The following is a 24740-nucleotide window of genomic DNA, read 5'->3' as shown; positions in this document are numbered from 1 at the left end:
GAAACACGGCGCCGGTCATTCCTGACCTCGCGGAGGACGGCGTGCCTGATCCAGTCCGCGAACATGACCTGCACCTTGGCCTGCCGCTGGGGGGCCCCGCCGGGGTGCTCCTCTGCGATGATCCGCTCGACCCCACGAGCAGCCCCGAGGGCGATCTCGTCGATTGTGGACCGCCTCATGACTGGGCCCCCCGAAATGGAGCGGGGTTCGGGGTGCAGCCCGAGTGGTCCTCGCCGGTCAGGAAATCGAGGACCCGATACAGGTCATGGCGGATCCCGGGGACGCCGTAGAGATGATGCCCTGCGGTCGCGAGATCGAACTCCTTGATGACGGTCTTCACACGCGAGACGGCCTCGTGGAGATCTCGCCGGCGGATGAACCCGGCATACTGCAGGACCTGCAGGGCGGGCGCCGGGTCGAAGTCGGCGTCGCTGTAAGCGTTGACGGTCTGCTCGACGACGTCGGCATCGCTCATTGCCCGGAGGGCGTCACGGCGCTCCTGTGCCGCGACCGCTCGCTGCGCAATCTCCTCGGCCATCTCCAGCCGGTACTTGGCGACCCACGTTTCATGGGCCGCCACTTGCTCGGGTGTCATGCCGGCATACAGCCGGGCGAACTCTCGGATCTCGATCTCTGTGGGCATGCTGGTCCGGGTCCCTGTCTCGCGTTCGCGAGATCGCTTCAGAGACGATCGAAGCAGCTCCCGCAGATTCGCCTAGAGGGAAACCGGACGGGCCGTCCGGATGGCCCATCGAGAACGCCATCGCGGTTTACGACGCGCGACACGGCCTCATCGGGCGTAAAGAATTCTCTCGTGGAGGCCTTGCGACTACCGCAAATTGCGGTACATTTAGATCACCGGCGCAAGCCGAGGCCTCCCGGGGCGATCCGGGCCGATGATGGAGCCACCCGATGACCACCACCAAAATCGACCGTTCCGCCCTCCTGAGGAATGCTTGGCGGATCGCCCGCGAAGCCGCGGCCTCCGCCGGCACCGCCGTCCGTGCCGCGCTCGGCGCCGCGTTCCGGCAGGCTTGGGCCGAGGCCCGCATGGTCGCCCAGCCCGTCCAGCAGCAGCAGGCCCAGGCCGTCGCGCCGGCCGACCTCACCACCACCGAGGGCCTCGCCAAGGCCCTCGTCGGCAAGACCGCCTCCCTTGCGCTTGCGGGTGGTGAGGCCCTCTACACCATCGTCTCCGTCGAGCGCTGGACCTCGCCCGACGGCGCGCAGGTCCGCGACTACATCAAGATGGAGACGAGCGGCATGTGGTCTGACGACCGCAAGGGTCCAATCAAACTCTTCATCCTGCGCAAGGGAACCGGACACGGCACGTACACCGAGACGGATGCCGGCGAGGCCTTCTGGGCGTACGGCGGGTTCTGCAACAGCGGCAACAAGCGCTGCAACGCCAACGACATGGTCAAAGACATCCTGGAGAGTATCCGCTCATGACCTGGATGGTCCGACTACGCGCACACGATGGCGGCGAGCTTCTGGAGAGGGCGAGCTACGGCTCGCCCGACGCAGCCATTGACGCCTATCGCCTCCTGCTCGGGCGCGAGGACCTCATCGGGCAACCGGTCGCCGCGGTGTTCAAGCCTCCCCGGGATGCGACCGGCGACGGGAACGCCGCGACGTGGTTCTCGCGGTTCGACAAGCCTCTCGGGGCGGGCCGCATCGGTCCCGACGACCCCCGGCTTGACCCTTGGGCTAACGCATACGATGCGAAAAGCGCAGTGTACTCCCCCGCGCCGGCGTCCAAGCCCAAGGCCGCACCGGACTGGGAAAAGGACGCCCGCCCCCTGTCGGAGTGTCTAAAGGCATGGGCCAAGACACGCGGCGGGCGCGACGCCGCGGCCGACGCCCTGCAGGTCTCACGGTCTACCTTCGACGGCTGGTGCGACGGCCGTGGCGCGGCCCAGGACAGGATGATCCGCAGACTCATGACGCTCACCGACACTACTAGCCGTTGACGACGCGCTACCCTTGAAGAGTAATGATTGTCAGTATAGATAGGACAATACCAGAAGCGGCTTGCCCACAAGCTGCCCGGTACAGCAGGGAACCCCACATGTTGATTATCGACCGAATGGTGGCGATGGTGCGCGCCGGCCCCGGCCCCTCGCCGGAGGAACGGGCTGCGGCCGCTGCCCAGTACCAGGCTGAGGAGAAAGCCAGGCAGGTCCGCCAGGCCGAGGAGCGCCAGGCATTCCTCACGGCCGCCCCCCGGTATGTCCTCCCCGACGGCTCCGCGTGGCGCTCGGCACAGATGCTCGGACGCCTGAGCAACGGCGGTGAGCGCGACCGCGGCCGCCTGTACCATATCGTCTCCGAGGACGGCTGCGGCCCGATGGGCGGGGCCGGGAGCGCGCTGTGCGGTGCCACGCCGGGCCGGCGTTCCGTCGGATGGGGCGACGTCGAAGGCGTCCCTGCGACCTGCCCGCGTTGCCTGAAGCGGGTGGCGTCATGAGGGGCACCACCATCATCATCAGGGGGTACACATGGGGGCAGCGCCTTGGCATGTGGCCCGTCGCGAATGACCATCCCGGCCGGTTCTGCGTTGACGTGATCTACCTGGCCGGCCCCACCCAGGACCTTCTCCCGTGCGCATAACGCTCTACCCCGTCCCGGCTGGGACCCCCGCCGTTGGGCACGCCGTCGGGTACGTCTCGGGCTCGCCGCTCTCCAACCTCGCGGGGGCCGCCCCCCCGGCGGGGCCTTTGCTGTCCTACGATGGCCGGCAGGCCCTGATCGATGGCCAGCCGGTGGATCATGCGGAGATCTCGGAGGCCCTCCACGCCGAGATCGAGCGAGTGGCCAAAAGGGTCTTCGGACCTGATTTCGTGGGGCCCCTGAGCCTGGCCTCGGGCCTAAACGTGCGCTCCCTGGCACGCGGCCGCCTCATCTCCCATGGTCTCCCGGCGCCCCTCCTGGACATGCTCGGCCGGGCGGCCGCAACCGCACACCCGAGGGCCACCGGGTATATGCTCCAAGCAGTCGCGTACCTTTGGGACGAGCACGTCATCTCCCATGGAATGGGCGAGACCGGCCCAGGGCCGCTCTCCGCCCAGGGTCGCGAGGCCCTCGGGCAGCGCTGTGAGGAGATCCTCGACCGTGCGCTCGGGATGGTCGCCACGATGCAGGGGGAGACGGCCGCGGCCCGGGCCCGGACGGCCGCGCTCAAGGCAACGCTCCGTTAACGATTCGTGTGTATGGCTGGCACCCTGAAGCCCTGTCTCTGACAGGGCGTCTGGAGAAACCCGGCCATGACGAAGACCCCCCCTCGGGGTGCGCGCCCCCGTGCGCCTGCCAGCGATCCGTTCGCACCCAATCATCCCCCGTCCGTAGACTGGCTCGATCAGGGCCTGGATTTCCTCGACTGCGACCCGCTCGCGGATACGATCCACTGGTCGACCGGCATCCTGCTCGACCTGCCGGACCTGCCCCCCCCCGTGCGTGCCGCGCTTGAGAAGCTGTCGTCGTGCCGCGTGTCGCTCTCGTCGCTCTCGCATGCTGAGAGCGTGTGCGACGATGCCTCGGAGGACCTCAAGCTGGGGCAGAACGACCGCGACACGTATGCCGATTGGTCGACGAGGTGCGTCTATTACCAAGCTTTTTTGGGCGACCACGTCTGTGCCCTGCGGTGTGCCGTCAGGGTCTGGCAGATCGCCATGGCGGGCGGGCATACCGACCTACGACTGGGAAATCTCCTCCGAACGCATGCCGAGATGATGAGCATCGCCGCGTACTGCGATGGAGAGCAGTGGGCACCCAGGCGCGAGCCCCGGTCGGCCCGCCGCCAGGGGGACGGTTTGACCGCCTTACAGATCATTGCCCGGTCGGTCGTGAAGGTAGAGTGGCCCAACAACGTCAAGCGCGGCCCCGTCCGGGACGACACCGGCTTCGATCCCCGCGATCAAGACGAGGACGATCTGCCGGAGGCAGCGGGCGCCGGGCTCCTCGTCGTGCGCAGCGTCGAGCACCTGCCGGGGTCCGCGAAGGACGGCGCACGTAGCAGCGGCGGGACCACGCCCCGCGCGGAGTGGGCGCCTATCGCGGGGGTGACTCTCCCGCGCCGGCCGGTGCCCGATCTCGCGGCCGCGCGTCGGGATCTCGTCGATCAGTACCCGCACGCGGCATCGCTCATCGAGCGCATCCTGAACCAACTCGTCGGTAGGTCATTCGCCCGGCTTCCACCCATCCTGCTCGTCGGGCCCCCGGGCTCCGGCAAGACGCGACTGGCCACCAGCCTGGCCACCGCGCTGGGCCTCCCAAGCACGGTCTACTCGTGCTCGGGTGTGGCGGACGCCTCGTTCATCGGGACCTCCCGGCAGTGGTCATCCGGCAGGGCCTCGGTGCCGCTTCAGACGATCCGGCAAGAGAGCCTCGCGACGGTGGCGGTGGTCCTCGACGAGATCGAGAAGGCCGGCACCAGCATGACGAACGGCAATCTCCTCGACGGGCTCCTGCCCATGCTGGATCATGCCGAGGACTACAGGGACCCCTACCTGGAGTGCGCGACCGATCTCTCGGGCATCACGTTCCTGGCGACGGCTAACGGGACTAGGGGCATGCCCCGGCCCCTGCTGGACCGCTTCCGAGTTTTCCAGATGCCCGAGCCCACGCTTGCCGACCTACCTGCCCTCGCACGGGGGATCGTGGGGGACGCCCGGCGCGAGAGGGGGACGGATGCGTCGTGGCTCCCGGACCTCGACGGCGACGAGCTCGGGCTCATCGCGGAGCACTGGAGTGGGGGTAGCGTCCGACGTCTCCAGCGTCTCGTCGACACCGTCCTCGCCGGTCGCGAGACCCTCGCGGCCCGGCATTGAAGAGGGTGACGATGACCACGCACGCCCCCGTCTGGGACTACCTCCGCTCGTCCATCCGAGCCCATCGCCTCGCCGGCACGGTCGATCACCGCGTCGGGGTCGTGCTTGATGAGTACGTCGGACATATGGCCCGCTGTGTCGCGACACGCCAGGTCACCTTGTCTGAGGGCCTCGCCGCCGCCAACGCGGCCGTCGTGGCATGCGGCCGCCTCATCCCGATCCCTGAGGATCGCCTTGAAGCGCGATGACAGACGTCTACCGGAATCTGACCCGCGGCTGCTGGTCCGTCCGTGAACGCGGCCGCGTCGTCGCCCACGCCCAAACCGTAACCCTGGCCGACGCCGTGATGGTCGTCCGGCCAGGGTCGCGGGCCCGGGTTATCCCCACCGGCAATCGCGAGGTTCACGCGTGGATCAAGGGCACCCTCGTCCCGCATGCAGGCGTCCCCGCGAGGGCCGTCAGATTCTATTACCGGCCGTTCCTTGCCGGTCATTTCACTGACGAATGCGGTCGGCCCGTCGTGGCGGCCGCCTCAATTTTCTTCGACGAGGACGGCAGGGCATGGCACAGCGAAACCGGTACCCAGGCAGCCGCTTCGACCTGACTGAGCTCGGCGACCGTCCCCTGTTTCACGACTGGATCATACAGCCCGACAACCGGTCCGCGGATGGCACCGTGCTCACCGGGACGGTCTACGGGCATGACAAGTTCCCCGACGGGACGGGCCTAACGACGTCGACCGTCCAGGCTTTCGATGCGGCGGCGGGATGGGCGTACTGCTACTCGACTGGGCTGGTCCGCCTCGGCCGGTGCCAGGACCCGGAGGGATGCGCGAACGTGGACCTTATGTAGCCCAAGCGTTAACGGCCCGGCCGGGGCGGTGGTGGCAAAACGCCTGTCGGGAGGCGGGCGGGCGGCAAAACGCCTGGGCGGACGGCAAATTACCTATTCCGAGGGTCGCTGGCGGCAAAATGCCTGGGCGCCCCCGGGTCGACAGGCCGTTTGGGTCACCTTGATACAGCCCCCCCCGCGCCTCCCGGTTAACGCAAGGCCCGTATCCCGTTCGGGAATTTTTTAGGTCCGGAATGCCGTGACCTGACCGTTATTTTGGACCGAGCCGACTGAGAGGCTACTGTGGCCTGTCCTGGGATCCGTCGAGGGGGCTGGTCAAGGAATGTAATGGGCGACCTCAACAACGAGCCCATGTCTGAACCTGGTTCGCTCATCTGAATGCCCCCTTGCGTTGCAGACCACCCGCGTCCGGCCCACCCGGTAATCGGAGGCATAATGGACATGACCGTGGACCCAGACGTCCGGTCCTTGGTCCAGGATGACGTCAGTCAGGTCGGAAGCATCGCACCACCGTAGGTCCGCGTCGCTCCGTGGAAGGCTCGCCGGGTGCGGGGCGTGATGGGTCACCACCACCGTGGGACCGGGGTGGCTGACGGCCAGGGTGTTCTCGATAAAGCCACGGGTGACCCGGTGCATCGCAAGCACCTCCTCGGGCTTGATGCGATTGCGCGACCTCGGACCCGTGCGGATCCGGCGGTAATCGACCATCCCACCACGCCCCTGGGCGGTCCGGATACCGTGGTTCAGGTTGAACGACCCCAGGCGGAAGTCCGTCCATAGGGTACCGCCGGCGAACCGAACGCCGTCGATGATGACCGCGTCGTCGAGCAGGAGATGGATGCCGAGCGCGTCCGCCCGCTCACGCCCCCGGGTCAACTGGTCGTGAATCGTGTAGCGTTCCTCACCCCGGTCCCACCAAAAATCGTGATTGCCTGGCACGTAGACCACCGGCACGCCGGACAAGTGGTCGCCGAGCCAGTCCAGCGCCCGAACCAGGGGCATGTGCACGTCACCGGCCACGACGGCCACGTCGAAACCACCCGCCGGCGCATGCGCGGCAGGGTCCCAAGCATTCTCCTTCCAGTCCTGATGCAGGTCCGAGAACACCCATAGGCGAAGGCCAGGGGCAGTCATGACCCCGCTCCGTTCGTCGCCAAGCGCGCCAGGATCCGGTCCAACGTCACCGGGGCCCAGTCCCAGCAATCCACGCCGACATCGGCACGCGTCGCCGTGCCCGGGACCGAACCATGGGAATGCCCATGCAGGTGAAGGCCACCCCGGTGGGAGCGAGGGTAGCTCACATGAGGGTAATGGCTCAGCCATATGGAGCGCATCACGCCCGCCGGGTCCGGCAGGGCGATCATCGCCACGTCCCGGACGGGCTCGGCCCAGGGGAGGCGTTCACCGATCCGCTCGTGGTTGCCACGGATCAGGAGCTTGCGACCGTTAAGGCGTAGGAAAATCGCGAGCGCATAAGTCTCGGTGCACCGGTATGCGAAGTCGCCCAGGTGCCAGACCGTGTCATCCGGGTGGACGACGGCGTTCCAACGTTCGACCAGGGTCTCGTCGTGCTCGTGAAGCGAAGCGAACGGTCGCTGGGTCTGCATCCTCGGGCTGAGGATGAGAGCTTGATGGCCAACGTGGCTGTCGGCCGTAAAATGTACCTTTGGCATTTTAGCCTCTCGCAATTGCGGAGGCTTCGCGCGCGGCATCGCTCTCCGGGATTAGTCGGTCGGGGGCGGCGCCATGCGTTTCATCGTTACTATCCTTGAAGCTTCCGCGTGATCGCCTGGCCGGTCCCCGAACGCAAGGGGCGTGAGAAGCTTGTCAGGCCGCGGCGACTATCGGAATCTCGTCGAGGCGGGTCGTGTAACGGGGCGACCGCATCTTGAACTTGGTCGACCATTCGCGGTTCGGGGCGAACCCGGCGGCGCCCGGGACGACGGCGCCTCGTCCGAAGCGGCGATTGCAGGCGTCGAGCGCCTCCATCAGGGCGGCTCCCATCTCGCGGTCGAGTTGGCCCAAGCCCGGCATCGCACGCTGCGATGCGGCCAGCGGCATCAGGTCGGTGGTGACCACCCCGGCCTTGGAATAGCGGAACCCGTCCCGCCTGGTCTTCCGGACGCCGTGGGTGGCGGCCTTCACCAGGGCGAGAGTGTCGCTGGTCGCCTCGGGGAGCGTCACGACGGTCGAGACCGAGCGTTGAGGCCGGTCGCGGTCATGCTCCGAGGTGTGGAAGAAGACCGTCACGTGGTTGGTCGCCAACCCCTCGCGGCGGAGCTTCTCGCCGAGTCTGGAGGCATGGGTGGCGACGGCCTGCTCCATGGTGGCGCGATCCTCGACGCGCTCGGAGAACGACCGGGTGACGGCGCATCCCTTACGGGTGGCGGCTACCGTCTCCAGGTCTAGGCAGGCCATACCCCGCAGCTCGTGGACGAGGCGCTCGCCCACGACTGTCATGGCCTTGCGGGCGACGCGTGGGTCGAAGTCGCGGACATCGGCGGCGCTGTCGCATCCCAGGGCTTCCAGGCGCCGGGCGTTTGCCGGCCCCACACCCCAGATGTCGCCCACCGGGATGCGGATGATCCAGTGGTCGTACTGCTCCGGGTCGGTCAGGTCGCAGACCCCTTCGAGCTCGGGTACCTTCTTGGCGATGTGGTTGGCGAGCTTGGCCAACGTCTTGGTCGACCCGATGCCGACGCAGGTGGGGATGCCCGTCCAGGCCCGTACGGTCGCCCGCATGTCCCTGCATAAGGACGCCCGGTCCTGGTTGCGCACGTCGGAGATGTCGAGAAAACTCTCGTCGATGGAGTAAATCTCGATGCGGGGCGAGAAGTCCCGGTAGACCGCGTTCACCCGGGCCGACATGTCTCCATAAAGGGCGTAGTTCGAGGAGTAGACTTGGACACCCTGCTGCCGGCACATGTCCCGGATCTTGAACCAGGGCTCGCCCATCCGGATGCCGAGCGCCTTGGCCTCGTTGGTCCGGGCAATCGCGCAGCCATCGTTGTTGGACAGCACGATCACCGGCACCTTCGCCAGCCGAGCATCGAAGACCCGCTCGCACGAGCAGTAGAACGAGTTGCCGTCGGAGAGCGCGTAGGCCCGGGCGCTCATTCGCAGCGGCGCTTCGCACAGACGGACCCGGAGACGACGCCCCAGACCTCAATGACAGCGTCGGGGGAGAGTTGGAACTCGGGGAAGCGAGGGTTGGCGAAGTGCAGCGAGATGCGCGGCCCTTGGCGCTTCCAGACCTTGAAGGATCGCTCGCCGTCGATGTCGACAACGACGATGTCGCCGTTGCGCGGGGTGAGCGAGCGGTCGACGACGGCGAGGTCGCCGTCGAACAGGCGGGCTAGGATCATGCTGTCGCCGGCGACCCGGACCAGGAAGGTGGCCGGGCGGTTGACGATCAGTAGGCGCTGGAGGTCGATCTCTTCCTCGATGAAGTCGTCGGCCGGACTCGGGAAGCCGGCCTGGACAGGCTTGGCGAGAAGGGACACCGGCATGGAAAAGCCGATGTTTATGCCAGTGATCTGCATGGTGCTCCTCCAAGAGTCCAGGAACAAAAGCAGAACACGTTTGGCCGGTTCCGTATAGCGGCTACGCTTGGGTGCGAAGCCACAATTCGATGAGGTCCCGCCGATGGTGGAGTGGGGAAAACCCGTCTCCCGCGATAGAGGCGGTTCATGCACCCGCCGTCCGCGAAGGGATGCCACGGACGGTAGGGGTGGACTACGTAGGCAGGGCGCCGTTGATCGCCCGGATCACCTTCTCCGCATTGTCCAGGGTGGCCTCGATGGCGGGGGTCTTTTCGTCCAGAACGGCGGGATTGCGAATAAGCCAGTCCGCCGGCGTGAAGTGATCGAACTCTGGCGTGTCGGGAGGCAGCAGCTTGAAGGCCGCCTCCACCCGCTTGACCAGTCGCACAATACCCCCCGCCTCCTTGTCGAGCTTGGCGGTCGTCAGCACACCGCGGCCCTTCAGGCCGTAGGCTCCGTTGACAATGGCGAGGTAGACTTCCGGGTCGAAGATGTCCTCGACATCCCCCTCTGGCAGGCCGAGCACGTCGGGGTAGTTCATGATGCGGTTCTCGGGGATCGCACCTGCGGCCCGGAGTTGCTCCAGCTTGCGCTTGTCGCCCTGAGCCCTGTCGGACATCACCGCGATGTGCAGCTTCGCGCCCTTGAACAGCGAGACGAACGACTGGATCTTGTCGAGGCCGCCGGCCGGGCAGATCGTCCAGCGCGGATCGAGCGCGATACGCTTGCGGCGCTTCAACTGGGCCGAGAGCGCATTGAGGAAGACGAGGTCGCCGGGCCCCTCGACCAGCAAGGTGTGCTTGCCGATAAACAGGGCCTGGGTCACGTCGTAGCCCAGCGCCGCCTGGAGCGGGAACAGCGTGTCCGGATCGGTCGCCAGGACGTCATCGCGCACCTTGGTGCCCTTCGTCGTCGGGAAGCCGTTCGGCCGCTGTTCGATCTGGTCCTCGACGATGCGCGAGAGCGTCAGGTCGTCGGGTGGAACCATGAACGGCGAATGGGTCGAGAACACCACCTGGTGGTGGGGCACCAGCTTGTCGCCGAAGTACCTCAACAGGTCGGCCTGGGCCTTTCCGTGAAGGGTCAGCCCTGGCTCGTCGAGCAGGAGCACCAGGCTGCCGCCCTGCTTGCTGACCTGGGCGAACTTCACCAGGAACGAGAAGAACCAGATGAAACCGGCGCTCCGCTCCGAGAAGGGGACCGAGACGCGATGCAGGATGTTTTTGACGCGGGCGCGCGCGATCACGCCCTCGTCAAACGGCGCGGGGTCGTTCGGCTCCGCCTTTGTGACCCTGACCTCGATCTCCAGGAACGGGTTCTGGGTCCAGTATTCCCGCAGTTGGTCGGTGATCGCGTTCGACGCGGATTCGCATTTCGCGTTCAGCGACTCGTAGGTCTTCGACTCGCGGATCTCCTCGACCGAGGTCCCGGCGAACTCCAGGAAATCGAGGAAAACCAGCTCGGGGACTTCGAGAGGCTCGCTCGACCTATGCGGGCGGCGACCAAATCGATGGACGCCGCCATCCTCGTCCCTCTCGATGTCGTCGACGCGGATCTGGCCGGCCATGCGGTCGTAGTGCGAGAAGTACATGAAGCTTGGGCAGGCCGAGCGAACGTGGCTCGCAATAGCGTTGAGCACCGATTTGCCTGGCAAGGCTTCCAGGGCATCCAGTAGCGCCTGTTGGGCTGCGGATATTTCCTCCAGGCCCTCCAGGGCCTTCCGGACCGCTGCCGCCGAACCGGAGGCCGCAAAGGCGCGTCGCTCATCCTCGGTTAGCCCATGCCTGTCGGTGAGGAAGGCCATGCAGGCGGCCTCGTCGAGGTGCACGGTCACTCCGATCCCGCCACCGTAGCGCCGGCTGAGGGTCACCTGGGACGACGCGAGGCAGCCGGGCCCGAAAGATGCGGCGAGGTCGTTCATCTCGGCGTCGGACAAGGTCCACCGGGTCGCGATGACCATGGCGTCGTCGTCCGCGTGACGCCTCTCGTATTCGTTCAGGTAACGCCGCGGGTAGTCCCGCTCACGGTCGAACGTGATAGGCGTCGACGCATGAGGTTTCAGGCCGGCGAGCGCGTGAAGCAGTGCCGTCTTGCCTGCCTCGTTCTTGCCGACGAGGCAGGCCATGTCGCCGAGGGTGATCTCGCCGGAATCCTCGACGCTGCGAAAATTCGTGACCCTGAAACTGTCGAGCTTCATCCGAGACCTCGTTGTCCGGTCGGCCTCGGCGGAGGCCTGCATGTGAAAGGATGATGGTTAGGGCGTGCCCGGAGCCGAAGCCTGCGCGGGTGCAGGGGCGGCCGGAGATCCGTCGTTGAAATCCCCGTGGGTGGCCAGCGCCTCCGGTCGGTAGGGGCCCCTGCCGGTGCATTGCGTCACCTCGGCCAACCGGAAGCGCCGGTAGACGGTCTCATGGACAGGCGCCCCGGGCGGCACGTAGCGTGGCTTCACCGCCCAGCCCAGCCTGCCGGCCAATGGCAGGAGCCAGCCGGGGACGATGCCCGCGATGGTGTCGCGCATCCCGGCGACCTCGCAGTGCTGCATGCCGTCGAAGGCCGGGTGCAGGTGCAATCGCCCGGTACCCGTCTTGCCCGGTTCCATCCCGTCGACCAGGAGCGGATACGGAATGGTCGTGGCCTCCTCGACCATCCAGTCCAGCGCGATGTCGGAGAGCCGGCTTTCGACCTCGGGATAACTCCCGCCCACGTCGGAATGGTTGCCTGCGAACCACATCTGGATCAGCGGATCGGGCTCGTCGCCGACCCTTTGGCGAATGGCGTCCTTCTTCGCCCATTCGACACGGGGGAAGTCGGCGCGGGTCTCGTCGATTGCCAGGGCGTGCCGACCGTAGCCGACGTGGCCGCTGAGGAACCTGTCGTAGTTCCCGGACCGCCATTGCGCGAGGTTGAAGCGCGTCTTGCCGTTGACGGGGGAGTTCACGATGAACTTGATGGTGGTAGGAAGCCAGCGCCACAGGACGAAAGCCGCGCCGAGGATCGCGACGACCGCGAACGGCTTCCAGAACCCCGTATGGAATGCAAGGTCGAGCACGACCGACGGCCCGGCGGCGAGCACGGCGGCCAGCGCGAACAGCCCTGCCGCGAGGCCCCAACGCCGTACGCCGACCGATCCGAGGGATGCGACGGTGTCGAACACGCCTACGAAATGAGGAGCCACGTTCGACCTCAGGTCGTCGCCTGACCCGTATCGGTGCCGGAACCGACGCGCCAGCTCCTGGCGCTCCCGGTCGTAGTCGCCCCGAGGGGACCCGGCGCCATACTCGTAGACTCCCATCACCGCCTCGTTGGCGATGTCGCGGGTCGTCTTCCGAAACCGTGGAAGGTAACTGCCGGGGGGTAGTGCCTCGGCCGGCGGCGGGAGCGCGTGCTTCCGGCCTGGAAGCTTCTCCTTCATCCATTGGCCAACCGCCGCCCAAAGGCTTGGGGCCTTGCACTCGCCCCCGGGCGCAATCGTCGGGACGCCACACAGGAAGAGCACGTTTGCCACGCAACGGGCCGTGTAGGCTCCTCGGCTGAAGCCCACGAGGAAGATACGGTCGCCCGGCTCGTAGTGGTCGATGATGAAGGCGTAGCAGTCGGCGATGTTCTTCGTGATGCCGAGGCCCGTCACCGAGGACAGGAGCTTCTGCAGCCTTCGGTAGGCGCTCAGCAACCCGGTGGCTGAGCCGTCGGTCCCCAACCCGGGGTCGTAGAACGCCACCTGATCCTTCGGGTCGATGCCGCTGTCCGGGCCAACCCGGCAGACGCGATAGAGTTTGTAGACGTTGCTGAGGCGCTGCTCCTCGCGCAGCCCGCCCTCCTGGCCGGTCCCGTCCGAAAAGACGACAATGTTCTTCGGCATGCCCATTCCGACCCCACGGGCCGCCCCCCGAATTATATGGTTCAACCGGAAACCCGACTTCGCGTCGGCGGACCGTCCTTGGTCCGCTTCGGGCCCGTGGCCCCCTTCATCCGTCGAGCGCCGGCGGTCTTGGCGTTCCCTGTGGATGCCTTGCTCCTGGCCGCCCTGGCAGGCCTCGCTTTGGCATCCTCGGCCAGCGAGGCGCGCACCGTCCTGACCGCCCCGCGGATGCCCTGGGTCACGTCGTGAAAAGCCTCGTCCGCGGTTCGCCAGTTGCTCACCACCCGGCCGTCTCGCGGCAACACCTTTAGCGCCGAAGCGCCGGTATCCTTCCAGTCGCAATGGCGGAGCACGACGACCACCACACGCATTGCGCCCCTGGCCCGGCGGCCCATCGCACGGCGGTACTCCAGTTGGCACCAGTGGCTGTGGATGTACTCGGGGCTCATCAACGCCACGAAGACGTGGGCCTCCCGAAGCTTACGGGAGATCTTGCTGTTCAGTGCGTCACCGGCTTCCATGTCGCCATCGAACCAGGTCTCGACCTCGTCGCGCTTCAGTTGCGCCAGGTGGACCTGCAGCTTTGCCTGCTGTGCTGAGTTCGCGTGGCTGTAGGACACGAAGATCCGAACCGTTGGCTTCTTCGTCTTCGCCTTTGGTGCGCTCGGCTTTGGCGGACTGGAGGCGCACGCGACCGCCGCCCCTTTCGTCTTGGGTGGTGTAGCCTTCCTGGCCCCTGGCCCGGATTTCGTGCGCAATGAGCCCCCCAGGCGGCGGCCAAGTTCAGGAATAATGTCGTCTGAACACGTTTTGTTCCAGTCGTCCTGCGCTCATCCTGCGCTGTGGATCTCTCCCGCTCCGAGCTTGCGGGATTTGGGCCCGCGATGCGATCACCGCCGCCTCAAGAAGCGCTCACACGATGAAAATCAGGGACCGCCACCCTCGACTCTGACCCCTGGAGCGCCGCGAAAAGCGATATCGAACGCATACTCGTCGAAACCCACCAGGAGTTCGGTACCCGCCAACTCGAAGCTAACGTGGGCTACATAGACCGGGCGATTGGCATGGTCGCCGACGCATCAGATACACCTTCGTCGAAAGCCAGGCCCAACCTCGGTCCCGAAACGCGTTCCCTCCACGTTGCACTCGCGACCGGACGGAAGGGAGGGCCGTCCCATGTCCTGTACTATCGGGTGCAGGGGGACGGGCATGGGCACGCTGAGGTCGTCATCCTCCGAGTGCTGCCCGACAGAATGGAGCCGCGTCTCAGGCTGGCCGTCGATCTCGACCTGACCGATGATGAGGACGACACACCCCAACCGGGGATGTGACGGCCGGAGGCAGCGAGATCATCCGCCGATCTTGCCTTCGGATGCCATCCTGAACCGAATATCGCTGTGACGTCGAAGGGCTGTCTAACGCAACTCGCGGCCACTCGGCTTTGATCCAACACCCCACGGGCAGTGGTTCAGCGCTTGACGAACCCGATGTCGACGGCGACGGCCTTGAGGCGCTCAGGCTCTCGCTCTTTCCGTTCGGAGTAGCGGTCAACGAGATAGGAGGAGCGCTCGCGGGTCAGGAGCGTGAACCTGACCAATTCCTCGCAGACGTCGACCACCCGATCGTAGAGCGGCCCAGGCCTCATCCGGCCGGCCTCGTCAAATTCCTTATAGGCCATCGGGACCGAAGACTGGTTCGGGATGGTGATCATCCGCATCCAGCGCCCGAGCACACGCAGGCCGTTGACCGCGTTGAAGGACTGCGAGCCGCCCGAGACCTGCATCACGGCCAGGGTCCGGCCCTGCGTCGGGCGCACCGACCCTTCCGACAGGGGGAGCCAGTCGATCTGGCTCTTGATCACCCCGGTCATGGCGCCGTGGCGCTCGGGGCTGACCCAGACGTGGCCCTCGGACCAGATCGAGAGGTTCCGGAGTTCCTCGACCTTGGGGTGATCGGCCGTGGCGTCGTCGGGCAGCGGCAGGCCGTGCGCGTCGTAGATCCGCACCTCGCCTCCCATCGCCTCCAGGAGACGCGCGGCCTCGTAGGCCAGGAAGCGGCTGAAGGAACGCTCCCGGAGCGAGCCGTACAGGATCAGGAAGCGTGGGGCGTGGGTGAACGGTGCCTGCACCTGAAGGTCGGTCGCCGCCGGGACCACGAAGTGCTCCTCGCTGAGGTTGGGCAATCCATCGGCGAAAGGCTGTTGGGGCTTGTCCAAGACGCTTCGTTCCTTTACGTTTCAACGATGGTTGAGATATTGACATCATGATGGACGAACGGCAAGCCGTCGCCGCCTTCGCGGCCCTTGGGCAGGAGCATCGCCTACGCATCGTGCGCCAGCTCGTCACCGCCGGCCCTGAAGGCATGGCGGCCGGCATGCTGGCCGAGGCGGTCGGCGTCTCGGGCACCAACCTGTCATTTCACCTGAAGGAGCTCAGCCATGCCGGGCTGGTCACCTCGCGGCGCGAGGGACGCTCGATCATCTACAGCGCCGCCTACCCGGACCTGTCCGAGCTCATCCAATTTCTGATGCGCGATTGCTGCCAAGGGCGACCCGAGGTCTGCGCCCCCGCCGTCGCCGCGCTCGCCGCCTGCTGCCTGCCCACCGGAGACACCGCTCATGCCTGACCGCGTCTACAACGTCCTGTTCCTCTGCACCGGTAACTCCGCTCGCTCGATCCTGGCGGAGGCCATGCTCAACAAGGAGGGCCAGGGTCGTTTCCGGGCCTTTTCCGCCGGCAGCCAGCCGAAGGCGGACGTGAACCCGCTCGCCGTTCAGGTTCTGCGCGAGACGGAGTACCCGACCGAGGGGCTGCGCTCGAAGTCGTGGGACGCGTTCGCCGGCCCCGACGCGCCGGTCATGGATTTCGTCTTCACGGTCTGTGACAACGCCGCCGGCGAGGCTTGCCCCTACTGGCCCGGCCAGCCGGTGACGGCGCACTGGGGCATCGAGGACCCTGCAGCCGTCGAAGGCAGCGACATGCAGCGCAAGGCGGCGTTCATCACCGCCCAACGCTACCTGAAGAACCGGATCGGAGCCTTCGTCGCTCTGCCGCTCGACAGCCTTAGTGGCGTGGCGCTCTCGTCCAAGGTGCGCGAGATCGGCCAGCGGGCCGGCGCCACCTCGCCCCGCCCGGAGGTCGCGTGATGGACGTCGTCATCTACCACAACCCGGATTGCGGCACGTCCCGCAACACCCTGGCCCTGATCCGCAACGCCGGCATCGAGCCGCATGTGGTCGAGTACCTCAAGACGCCACCGAACCGGATCCTGGTGCGCCAACTCGCCGACAGGGCTGGCGTCACCGTCCGCGCTCTGCTCCGCGAGAAGGTCACGCCCTACGCCGAACTCGGGCTCTCGGACCCGAGCCTGACGGACGACCAGCTTCTCGACGCCATCGCCGAGCACCCGATCCTGCTGAACCGCCCCCTGGTGGTGAGCCCGAAGGGCGTTGCCCTGTGCCGGCCCTCCGAGGCGGTCCTCGACCTCCTCCCGGCCCAGCAGGGCGAGTTCGTGAAGGAAGACGGCGAGCGCGTCGTCGACGAGCACGGGCGCCGCGTCGCCACCGCCTGATCCGCTCCACGTACACAAGAACAAGAAACGGTCCCGATGCTCGCCCTTGCCATCTTCGTGGTCACCCTCGTCTTCGTCATCTGGCAGCCGAAGGGGCTCGGCATCGGGTGGAGCGCCCTCATCGGGGCCGCCGTGGCGCTGGCCACCGGGGTCATCAGCCCCGGCGACATCCCGGTGGTCTGGCACATCGTCTGGGACGCGACCTTCACCTTCGTGGCGCTGATCATCATCTCGCTGCTCCTCGACGAAGCCGGCTTCTTCCATTGGGCGGCGCTCCACATCGCCCGCTGGGGCGGCGGCCGGGGACGCCTGCTCTTCCCGCTGCTCATCCTCCTGGGTGCAGCCATCGCGGCGGTGTTCGCCAATGACGGGGCGGCCCTCCTGCTCACCCCCATTGTGCTCGCCATCCTGCTCCGGCTGAACTTCAAGCCGGCGGCCGCGCTGGCCTTCATTGTTGCCTGCGGGTTCGTGGCAGACTCGACGAGCCTGCCGCTGGTGATCTCGAACCTCGTCAACATCGTCTCGGCGAACTTCTTCGACATCTCCTTTAGCCGCTACGCGGCCGTGATGGTGCCGGTGAACCTGGTCTCGTTGGCAGCGACCCTGGTGGTGCTGTGGCTGTTCTACCGGCGCGACCTTCCGGCCACGTACCCGGTAGCCGAGCTCGAAGCGCCGCGCCACGCGATCAAGGACCCGCTGGTCTTCCGGGCGGCCTTCCCGCTCCTCGGTCTGCTTCTGGTCGCCTACTTTGTGACCGCACCGTTCGGCGTGCCGGTCTCGGTGGTCACCTGTGCCGGCGCACTGATCCTCCTGGCGCTGGCCAACCGCAGCCGCGTCATCCCCATTCGCAAGGTCCTGACCGGCGCCCCCTGGCAGATCGTGCTGTTCAGCCTCGGCATGTACCTCGTGGTCTACGGCCTGAAGAATGCCGGGCTGACCGGCTACCTGGCGCAGGGGCTCGTATGGCTCTCGGGCTTTGGCCCGTTCGTCGCCACCATCGGGACCGGGTTCGCCGCCGCCATCCTGTCCTCGGTGATGAACAACATGCCGAGCGTGCTGGTGGGCGCGCTCTCAATCCAGCAGGCCCCGGACCTCTCGCCACTGACCCGGGAGCTCATGGTCTATGCCAACGTCATCGGCTGCGACCTCGGCCCGAAGTTCACGCCCATCGGGAGTTTGGCGACCCTGCTCTGGCTGCACGTCCTCGACATCAAGGGCCAGCGCATCACCTGGGGTCAGTACATGCGGGTCGGCCTCGTGATCACCCCTCCGGTGCTGCTCGTCACCCTGGCTGCCCTTGCAGTGTGGCTACCCGTTCTTGGGGCCCGGTAGCGGACCGATGACCCCGGTGCGCCGCTGGCCCGTGATCTCGGCCCTAGGCGTCGTCCAGATCCTGACCTGGGGCTCCTCGTTCTACCTGTTGTCGGTGCTGGCCACCCCGATGTCGAAGGACACGGGATGGCCCCTGGGTTGGGTCATCGGCGGCCTGTCCCTCGGCCTCCTCGTCGCGGGCTTGGTCTCGCCACGGGTCGGAGCGTTCATCGGGGAGCACGGCGGTAGGCCCGTTCTGGCCTTCGCGGCCGTGGTCCTTGCCTTGGGCCTCGGCGTCCTCGGCCTCGCGCCGAACCTGCCGACCTACCTGGTGGGCTGGCTCCTCGTCGGGCTCGGCATGGGCACCGGCCTGTACGATCCGGCCTTTGCCACGCTTGGTCGGCTCTACGGCGCCGAGGCAAGACCCGCCATCACGACCCTGACCCTGTGGGGCGGCTTCGCCAGCACGGTGTGCTGGCCGCTCTCGGCCTTCCTGATCGAACGGGTAGGCTGGCGCGGCACCTGCCTCGCCTATGCCGGGCTGCACCTGGCGGTCACGCTTCCCCTCGTCCTGCTCGTCATCCCGCACCCCCCTGCCCACGGGCCAGCACGTTCCGAGGGCCCGGTCTCGGCCGTCCGGCTCGATGCACGCGAGCGGCGTGCCTTCCTCCTCATGGCGGGGGTCCTGACCCTCGGCGGCACCGTAATGGCCATGGTCTCGGTGCACCTCATTACCCTTCTCCAGGCCCGTGGCGTGGCGCTGACCTCGGCCGTCGCATACGGCGCGCTGATCGGCCCGTCACAGGTGGGGGCGCGCATCGTCGAGATGGCCGGGAAGGGCCGGCATCACCCTCTATGGACCCTCACCGCGGCGATGGTCCTCGTCGCCATCGGGGTCGCGATGCTGGCGGCTGGTCTGCCCGTGGTGGGGCTGTCGCTGGTCCTCTACGGCGCCGGCAACGGGATCTATTCCATCGCCCGCGGGACGGTGCCCCTCGCGCTGTTCGGTCCCGAGCGCTACGCCCCGCTCGTTGGCCGGCTCGCCCGTCCGGGGCTGGTGGCGCAGGCGCTTGCGCCCTCCCTCGGGGCGGTCGTGCTGACGCAGGCGGGCGCCGATGCGACCTACGCCCTCTTGACCGTGCTCGCCCTCGCGAACGTCGCGCTCGCCGTATCCCTCTGGCGCGTCCGGTAGTCACCTCCCTTCCTCACCGCTCCGCGATGTGGCATCGTCCGTCCGTGACCTTCTGGCTCGCCCTTCGGCGGCTGCTTCCGCTCCTTGCGGTCCTCAGCCTCGCCCTTGCGCCGGTGACCGCATCCGCGGCCGCCGCGGGCATGCATGCGCCGATGGCCGCTCAGGGCCACGCCATGGCGATGCCCGACGAGGCCATGGACGACATGGCCGGGATGGCCATGGACGAGATGCCGTGCTGCCCCAAGGAGCGGCCGGACATGCCCGACTGCTCGAAGGGCTGCCCCCTGATGGCACTCTGCCTGGCGAAGGTCGCCACCGGCCTGCCCGGCGCCTTAGGGTTGCCGGGACGCGTCGCCGTCGTCGAGGGGACTGCGTGGGCCGTCACCGCCTCCTTCGACAGCGTCTCGCAAGGGCCACCCTCCGAGCCTCCCCGAGCCTGAACCCGATGCCGTCGGCGCCTGCGCCGGCACGGTGACGCGCGTCCGCGCGTGGCCATCCATCGCGTTCAGGAGACCCCACATCGTGACCAAGACATCGTTTTCGCGCGCCCTCACGGTTGCGCTGCTCGGCCTCGCCCTCACCGCCGCGGCCCGGGCCGACACCAAGGACTACGAGTTCCAGCTGGTGAAGGACGAAGCCAAGCAGGGCGAGGCCATCCTCGACGTCCGCCTCGTCGACAAGCGCACGTCCAAGCCCGTGCCGAACGCCGTCATCTTCGCCAAGCGCATCGATATGGCGCCCGACAGCATGGAGGAGATGACCTCCAAGATCGAGCAACTGCCCTCGCCGGAGCCGGGCCTCTACCGGTTCAAGGCGAAGCTGACGATGGCCGGCGGCTGGCGCCTCTCGCTCGGGGCCAAGGTCCAAGGCGAGACCGGCACCGTCGAGAACAAGCTGGTGTTCAAGGCCACCAAGTGAGCCGGACGGCATGGCTGGCCGGGACCCTCGCCGCGCTCGCGGCGGGGGGGCTGGGCTATGGCGCGGGGCATGAGGGCAGCCCCGTGCCGGCGCTCGTCCAGCAGGCGCGGACCGGGTTCGCCCATTGGCTGCCGGGTGCACGGCCGGCCTCCCCGATGCCCGCGCAGGCTCCGATCAAGGCGACGGGTTCGGTGGTCTACTACCGAGACCCGGACGGGAAGCCGGACTACGCCTCCGAACCCAAACAGACGGCGGACGGTCGCGACTACCGCGCCGTCCACGCCAGCGAGGACGTGCGCTTCGACGAACCCGAAGAGGCGGAAGCCATGCCTGACGCCGGCCACGGCGACATGGCCATGGCTCAGGCCAAGACGCCCGCGAGCGCCCGCAAGGTGCGCTTCTACCGCAACCCGATGGGCCTTCCGGACACTTCGCCGATTCCGAAAAAGGACTCGATGGGGATGGACTACCTCCCCGTCTACGAGGGCGAGGACACCGACGACGGCACCGTGACCCTCTCGCCCGGCAAGGTCCAGCGAACCGGCGTCCGGACGGAGGTCGCTGCACGGCGCGTCCTATCCATGCCGGTGCGGGCTCCTGGAACCATCGAGGAGGACGAGCGCCGGATCTCGGTCATCGCGATGCGCACCGACGCCTTCATTGAGAAGGTCGAGGCCGTCACCACCGGCGACCACGTCCACAAGGGCCAGCCGCTCATGCGCCTGTTCTCGCCCGAGATGAACGCGGCCGCCGCGCAGTACCTCACCGGCATCGGCTACGAGGGCGCCCGGCGCCGACTGGAGAACCTCGGCATCCCGCCCGAGGCCATCGACGAGATCGAGCGATCCCGAAAAGTGCCGGCGACCATCACGTGGTCGGCGCCACGCGACGGCGTCGTGGTCGAGCGCAACGTCTCCGACGGCATGCGCGCCAAGTCCGGCGACACCCTGTTCAAGCTCGTCGACCATACCCGGGTATGGGTGCTCGTCGACGTGACCGAACGCGACCTGGCGTCCGTGGCGGAGGGCCAAACGGCGACCGTGCGTGCCCGGACGTTTCCCGACCGGACCTTCACTGGCACGGTGACGCGGATCTATCCGCACCTCGCCATGGGGACCCGGACGGCCCGCCTGCGCATCGAGTTGCCGAACCTCAACGGCGACCTGCGGCCCGGGATGTACGGCGACGTCGAGATCGCGACCGGGAACGCCAAGCCCGTGGTCGCCGTCCCCGACGACGCCGTCATCGACACCGGAACCAGGCAGGTCGTCCTGCTCGACAAGGGCGAGGGCCGCTTCGAGCCGCGCCCGGTCAAGCTCGGTGCCCGCGGCGACGGCTACGTCGAAGTCCGGGAGGGCATCGCGGCAGGCGACCGGGTGGTGACCGCCGCCAACTTCCTCATCGACGCCGAGAGCAACCTCAAGGCGGCGCTGCAGGGTCTCTCCGAGCCGAAGGTAGAACCAGGTCCGCAGGCGGCGGCCGATGGGAGGGCGCCATGATCGCCCGGCTCATCGGCTGGTCGGCCCGGAATCTGGTTCTGGTGTTGATCGGGACGGTGTTCGCGGTGGGGGCCGGGCTCTACGCCCTGAGGACCCTGCCGCTCGACGCGATCCCGGACCTCTCGGACGTCCAGACCATCGTCTACACCGAGTACCCCGGGCAGGCGCCACAGGTCATCGAGGACCAGGTCACCTACCCGCTGACTACCGCCATGCTGACGGTGCCCCGGTCGAAGGTCGTGCGCGGCTTCTCGTTCTTCGGGGTCTCGTTCGTCTACGTCATCTTCGAGGACGGCACCGACCCATACTGGGCCCGGAGCCGGGTGCTCGAATACCTAAACACCGTGGCCAAGCGCCTGCCGGCGGGGGTGACCCCGACGCTGGGACCGGACGCGACCGGGGTCGGCTGGGTCTACCAGTACGTCGTGGTCGCCAAAGAGCGCACGCTGGCCGAGCTCCGCTCGCTCCAGGACTGGGTCGTGCGCTTCGGGGCCTCTCGTGCCGAAGGCGTGGCCGAGGTCGCAGGCGTCGGCGGCTTCGTCAAACAGTACAACGTGGTCGTCGACCCGAGCCGGTTGCGGGCGCAGGGCATCACCCTGGCGAAGCTCCGGGACGCGATCCGGGCGAGCAACGCCGACGTAGGCGGCCGCACCGTCGAGCTCTCCGAGTTCGAGTTCGTCGTCCGTGGCCGCGGGTACCTCAAGAGCATCGCCGACATCGAGAGCATCGTCCTGAAGACAGAGGCGGGCACGCCCCTGCGGGTGAAGGACGTCGCCCGGGTCGAGCTCGGTCCCGACGAGCGCCGCGGCATCACCGAGATGAACGGGGAGGGCGAGGTCGCCGGCGGCATCATCCTCCAGCGCTTCGGGGCCAACGCCCTCGACGTTATCGCGAGTGCCAAGGCGCGCCTCGCCGAGGTCGCCGCGAGCCTGCCCAAGGGCACCGAGATCCTGCCTGTCTACGACCGGTCGCACCTCATCGAGGCGGCCATCGAGACGCTCAAGGGGACCCTGATCGAGGAGAGCGCCATCGTCGCCCTCGTCTGCGTCGTGTTCCTGCTCCACGTCCGCAGTGCGCTGGTCGCGATCCTGATGCTGCCGGTCGGCATCCTAATGGCGTTCGCGGGCATGAAGGCGCTGGGCTTGGGCGCCAACATCATGAGCCTGGGCGGCATCGCCATCGCGGTCGGCGCCATGATCGACGCCGCCATCGTCATGATCGAGAACGCCCACAAGCACCTGGAGCGGGCGGACCCTGGCAAGCCCCGGGTCCAGGTCCTGATAGAGGCCGCCTCCGAGGTCGGTCCCTCGCTGTTCTTCTCGCTCCTCATCATCACGGTCAGCTTCCTGCCCATCTTCACCCTGGAAAGCCAGGAAGGGCGTCTGTTCGGGCCGCTGGCCTTCACCAAGACGTTCGCGATGGCGGCGGCGGCGGTGCTGTCGGTGACGCTGGTTCCGGCGCTGATGGTGCTGTTCGTGCGCGGCCGCATCGTGCCCGAGCACCGCAACCCGGTGAACCGGCTCCTGATCTGGTTCTACCGTCCCATCATCGCAGGGGTCCTGCGGGCGCGGGTGCTGACCATCCTGATCGCGCTGGGCGTTCTCGGCGCCTCGGTCTGGCCGGCCCTGCAACTCGGGTCCGAGTTCATGCCCGATCTCGACGAGGGCACCCTGATGTACATGCCGACCACCCTGCCGGGCATCTCGGTGACCAAGGCCGGCGAGCTTTTAGGGAGACAGGACACCATCCTGAAGAGCTTCCCGGAAGTCCTGTCCGTCTACGGCAAGGCCGGACGGGCCGCGACCGCGACGGACCCGGCGCCCTCCGAGATGTTCGAGACCATCGTCAACCTGAAGCCGAAGGCGGAGTGGCGCCCGGGCGTGACGCTGGCGAGCCTCAAAGCCGAGATGGATGCCGCGCTCCAGTTCCCCGGTGTCTCCAATGCCTGGACCCAGCCGATCCGCGCCCGCATCGACATGCTCGCCACCGGCATCCGGACCCCCGTCGGCATCAAGGTGCTCGGAACCGACCTCGCCGAGATGGAGAAGGTCGCCCGCCGGGTCGAGGCGGTGGTGAAGGCGGTGCCGGGCACGTCGAGCGCCTATGCCGAGCGCGTCCAGGGCGGGTACTTCCTCGACATCACGCCCGACCGGGAGGTTCTGGGCCGCTACGGCCTATCGGTCGGGGACGTGCAGGACGTGATCGCCATGGCGCTCGGCGGCGAGAGCGTCACCAACACGGTCGAGGGCCGCGAGCGCTACACCGTCAACGTGCGCTACCCGCGCGCCTTCCGGTCGAGCCCACAATCCATCGCGACCGAGGTGCAGGTGCCCATCGCGGGCGGAGGCACGGTCCCCTTGGGCGAAGTCGCCAAGGTGGCACTGACCCGGGGGCCGACCCAGATCCGGACCGAGAACGGGCAACTCGCGGTCTTCATCTACGTCGATGTCTCGGGACGGGACCTTGGCGGCTACGTGGCCGATGCACGGGCGGCTGTTACCGGCGAGGTGAGCCTGCCACCCGGGACCACCCTCCAGTGGAGCGGGCAGGTCGAGTACCTCGACCGCGCCACGGCCCGGCTCAAGATCGTGGTGCCCCTGACCCTCCTGACCGTGTTCCTGCTGCTCTACCTCAACTTTCGCCGGCTGACTGAAACCCTCATCGTGATGCTGTCGCTGCCCTTCGCACTGGTGGGCGGCGTCTGGCTGATGTGGTGGTTGGGCTTCAACCTATCGGTCGCCGTGGCCGTGGGCTTCATCGCGCTCGCCGGGGTCGCCGCCGAGACCGGGGTGATCATGCTGGTCTACCTCGACCATGCGCTGGCCGAGATCCGGACGGAGTGCGAGCGGGATGGGCGCGCCCTATCGCGAAATGACCTGAGGCGGGCGATCATGGTCGGCGCGGTCGAGCGGGTGCGGCCCAAGATGATGACCGTGGTCGCCATCATAGCCGGGCTGTTGCCCATCCTGTGGAGCACCGGCTCGGGCTCCGAGGTCATGCAGCGCATCGCGGTGCCGATGATCGGCGGCATGGTGTCGTCGACCGTCCTGACCCTCGTCGTGATCCCGGCGGTATACGGGCTGGTGAAGGGATGGGGACTGCCGAGATCCGACATGCAGCCGGAACCCGTCGAGGGGCACACGATGCCCTTGGCCGCGGAATGACAAC

25 protein-coding genes are annotated in these 24740 nt (G+C 67.5%); 16 read left to right on the top strand and 9 right to left on the bottom strand.

The annotated features are described in order from the left end of the window. Positions 1-175: 175 nt before the first annotated feature. Complete coding sequence (locus ASF27_RS18255; RefSeq protein ID WP_018044333.1) at positions 176-643, bottom strand: hypothetical protein; 468 nt, start codon at positions 641-643, stop codon at positions 176-178. A gap of 269 nt (positions 644-912) precedes the next feature. Here ASF27_RS18255 and ASF27_RS18250 point away from each other — a divergent pair, with 269 nt between their 5' ends. The 7 genes from ASF27_RS18250 to ASF27_RS21840 all read left to right on the top strand — a co-directional run bounded on the left by ASF27_RS18250 (position 913) and on the right by ASF27_RS21840 (position 5433). Continuing rightward, positions 913-1452: a hypothetical protein gene (locus ASF27_RS18250; RefSeq protein WP_018044332.1), complete on the top strand. Its 540-nt coding sequence runs from the start codon at positions 913-915 to the stop codon at positions 1450-1452. Next, positions 1449-1973, top strand: a complete 525-nt coding sequence (locus tag ASF27_RS18245; RefSeq protein WP_018044331.1) for a hypothetical protein — start codon at positions 1449-1451, stop codon at positions 1971-1973. Before ASF27_RS18250 ends, ASF27_RS18245 begins: the two co-directional genes overlap by 4 nt. Before the next feature lie 98 nt (positions 1974-2071). Further along, positions 2072-2470, top strand: coding sequence for a hypothetical protein (locus ASF27_RS18240; RefSeq protein ID WP_018044330.1), 399 nt, complete (start codon positions 2072-2074; stop codon positions 2468-2470). A 133-nt stretch (positions 2471-2603) separates the two neighbouring features. After that, the gene (locus ASF27_RS18235; RefSeq protein WP_018044328.1) at positions 2604-3200 is read left to right on the top strand and encodes a hypothetical protein; all 597 of its coding nucleotides are present in this window, start codon (positions 2604-2606) and stop codon (positions 3198-3200) included. Between the two features lie 66 nt (positions 3201-3266). Then, entirely contained in the window at positions 3267-4829 is a 1563-nt protein-coding gene (locus ASF27_RS18230) for an AAA family ATPase (RefSeq protein WP_019904521.1), read from the top strand. A gap of 11 nt (positions 4830-4840) precedes the next feature. Then, positions 4841-5077, top strand: coding sequence for a hypothetical protein (locus tag ASF27_RS18225; RefSeq protein ID WP_238206018.1), 237 nt, complete (start codon positions 4841-4843; stop codon positions 5075-5077). Then, complete coding sequence (locus tag ASF27_RS21840; protein ID WP_051439878.1) at positions 5074-5433, top strand: hypothetical protein; 360 nt, start codon at positions 5074-5076, stop codon at positions 5431-5433. Before ASF27_RS18225 ends, ASF27_RS21840 begins: the two co-directional genes overlap by 4 nt. Before the next feature lie 563 nt (positions 5434-5996). On the opposite strand, the gene ASF27_RS18215 is transcribed toward ASF27_RS21840, so the two are convergent. The 8 genes from ASF27_RS18215 to arsH all read right to left on the bottom strand — a co-directional run bounded on the left by ASF27_RS18215 (position 5997) and on the right by arsH (position 15297). After that, on the bottom strand, positions 5997-6815 hold the full coding sequence (locus ASF27_RS18215; RefSeq protein WP_018044324.1) for a metallophosphoesterase: 819 nt from the start codon (positions 6813-6815) through the stop codon (positions 5997-5999). After that, positions 6812-7354 carry a metallophosphoesterase gene (locus ASF27_RS18210; RefSeq protein WP_018044323.1) on the bottom strand — a complete coding sequence of 181 codons (543 nt, stop codon included), beginning with the start codon at positions 7352-7354 and terminating at the stop codon, positions 6812-6814. Before ASF27_RS18210 ends, ASF27_RS18215 begins: the two co-directional genes overlap by 4 nt. Positions 7355-7508: 154 nt before the next feature. Next, positions 7509-8798 carry a Y-family DNA polymerase gene (locus ASF27_RS18205; RefSeq protein ID WP_018044322.1) on the bottom strand — a complete coding sequence of 430 codons (1290 nt, stop codon included), beginning with the start codon at positions 8796-8798 and terminating at the stop codon, positions 7509-7511. Continuing rightward, a complete protein-coding gene (locus ASF27_RS18200) occupies positions 8795-9223 on the bottom strand; it encodes a S24 family peptidase (protein ID WP_018044321.1) in 429 nt (142 codons plus the stop codon). The genes ASF27_RS18205 and ASF27_RS18200 overlap by 4 nt, the downstream gene beginning before the upstream one ends. A gap of 193 nt (positions 9224-9416) precedes the next feature. Continuing rightward, a complete protein-coding gene (locus tag ASF27_RS18195) occupies positions 9417-11420 on the bottom strand; it encodes an AAA family ATPase (RefSeq protein ID WP_018044320.1) in 2004 nt (667 codons plus the stop codon). Positions 11421-11477: 57 nt separating this feature from the next. Further along, on the bottom strand, positions 11478-13082 hold the full coding sequence (locus tag ASF27_RS18190) for a DUF2235 domain-containing protein (RefSeq protein WP_026176012.1): 1605 nt from the start codon (positions 13080-13082) through the stop codon (positions 11478-11480). Between the two features lie 41 nt (positions 13083-13123). Further along, positions 13124-13702, bottom strand: coding sequence for a toll/interleukin-1 receptor domain-containing protein (locus tag ASF27_RS18185; RefSeq protein ID WP_018044318.1), 579 nt, complete (start codon positions 13700-13702; stop codon positions 13124-13126). Positions 13703-14550: 848 nt separating this feature from the next. After that, positions 14551-15297: an arsenical resistance protein ArsH gene (gene arsH / locus ASF27_RS18180; protein WP_018044316.1), complete on the bottom strand. Its 747-nt coding sequence runs from the start codon at positions 15295-15297 to the stop codon at positions 14551-14553. Positions 15298-15347: 50 nt separating this feature from the next. Between arsH and ASF27_RS18175 the strand changes: the two genes are divergently transcribed. The 9 genes from ASF27_RS18175 to ASF27_RS18135 all read left to right on the top strand — a co-directional run bounded on the left by ASF27_RS18175 (position 15348) and on the right by ASF27_RS18135 (position 24736). After that, entirely contained in the window at positions 15348-15707 is a 360-nt protein-coding gene (locus tag ASF27_RS18175; RefSeq protein ID WP_026176011.1) for a metalloregulator ArsR/SmtB family transcription factor, read from the top strand. After that, positions 15700-16227, top strand: a complete 528-nt coding sequence (locus ASF27_RS18170) for an arsenate reductase ArsC (RefSeq protein WP_018044314.1) — start codon at positions 15700-15702, stop codon at positions 16225-16227. The genes ASF27_RS18175 and ASF27_RS18170 overlap by 8 nt, the downstream gene beginning before the upstream one ends. Then, complete coding sequence (gene arsC, locus ASF27_RS18165) at positions 16227-16652, top strand: arsenate reductase (glutaredoxin) (RefSeq protein ID WP_018044313.1); 426 nt, start codon at positions 16227-16229, stop codon at positions 16650-16652. The genes ASF27_RS18170 and arsC overlap by 1 nt, the downstream gene beginning before the upstream one ends. Before the next feature lie 36 nt (positions 16653-16688). Continuing rightward, complete coding sequence (locus tag ASF27_RS18160) at positions 16689-17984, top strand: arsenic transporter (RefSeq protein WP_056306599.1); 1296 nt, start codon at positions 16689-16691, stop codon at positions 17982-17984. Positions 17985-17991: 7 nt separating this feature from the next. After that, complete coding sequence (locus ASF27_RS18155; RefSeq protein WP_056172881.1) at positions 17992-19155, top strand: MFS transporter; 1164 nt, start codon at positions 17992-17994, stop codon at positions 19153-19155. Positions 19156-19199: 44 nt separating this feature from the next. After that, a complete protein-coding gene (locus tag ASF27_RS18150; RefSeq protein ID WP_018044310.1) occupies positions 19200-19595 on the top strand; it encodes a hypothetical protein in 396 nt (131 codons plus the stop codon). An 82-nt stretch (positions 19596-19677) separates the two neighbouring features. Then, on the top strand, positions 19678-20073 hold the full coding sequence (locus tag ASF27_RS18145) for a FixH family protein (protein ID WP_018044309.1): 396 nt from the start codon (positions 19678-19680) through the stop codon (positions 20071-20073). After that, positions 20070-21572 carry an efflux RND transporter periplasmic adaptor subunit gene (locus ASF27_RS18140; protein WP_018044308.1) on the top strand — a complete coding sequence of 501 codons (1503 nt, stop codon included), beginning with the start codon at positions 20070-20072 and terminating at the stop codon, positions 21570-21572. Before ASF27_RS18145 ends, ASF27_RS18140 begins: the two co-directional genes overlap by 4 nt. Next, the gene (locus ASF27_RS18135; RefSeq protein ID WP_018044307.1) at positions 21569-24736 is read left to right on the top strand and encodes a CusA/CzcA family heavy metal efflux RND transporter; all 3168 of its coding nucleotides are present in this window, start codon (positions 21569-21571) and stop codon (positions 24734-24736) included. The genes ASF27_RS18140 and ASF27_RS18135 overlap by 4 nt, the downstream gene beginning before the upstream one ends. Positions 24737-24740 lie beyond the last annotated feature (4 nt).

This window comes from Methylobacterium sp. Leaf102, assembly GCF_001422425.1.
Lineage (GTDB): Bacteria > Pseudomonadota > Alphaproteobacteria > Rhizobiales > Beijerinckiaceae > Methylobacterium.
The sequence above is the reverse complement of the archived record's forward strand: the minus strand, read 5'-3'. Positions and strand labels throughout refer to the sequence as shown.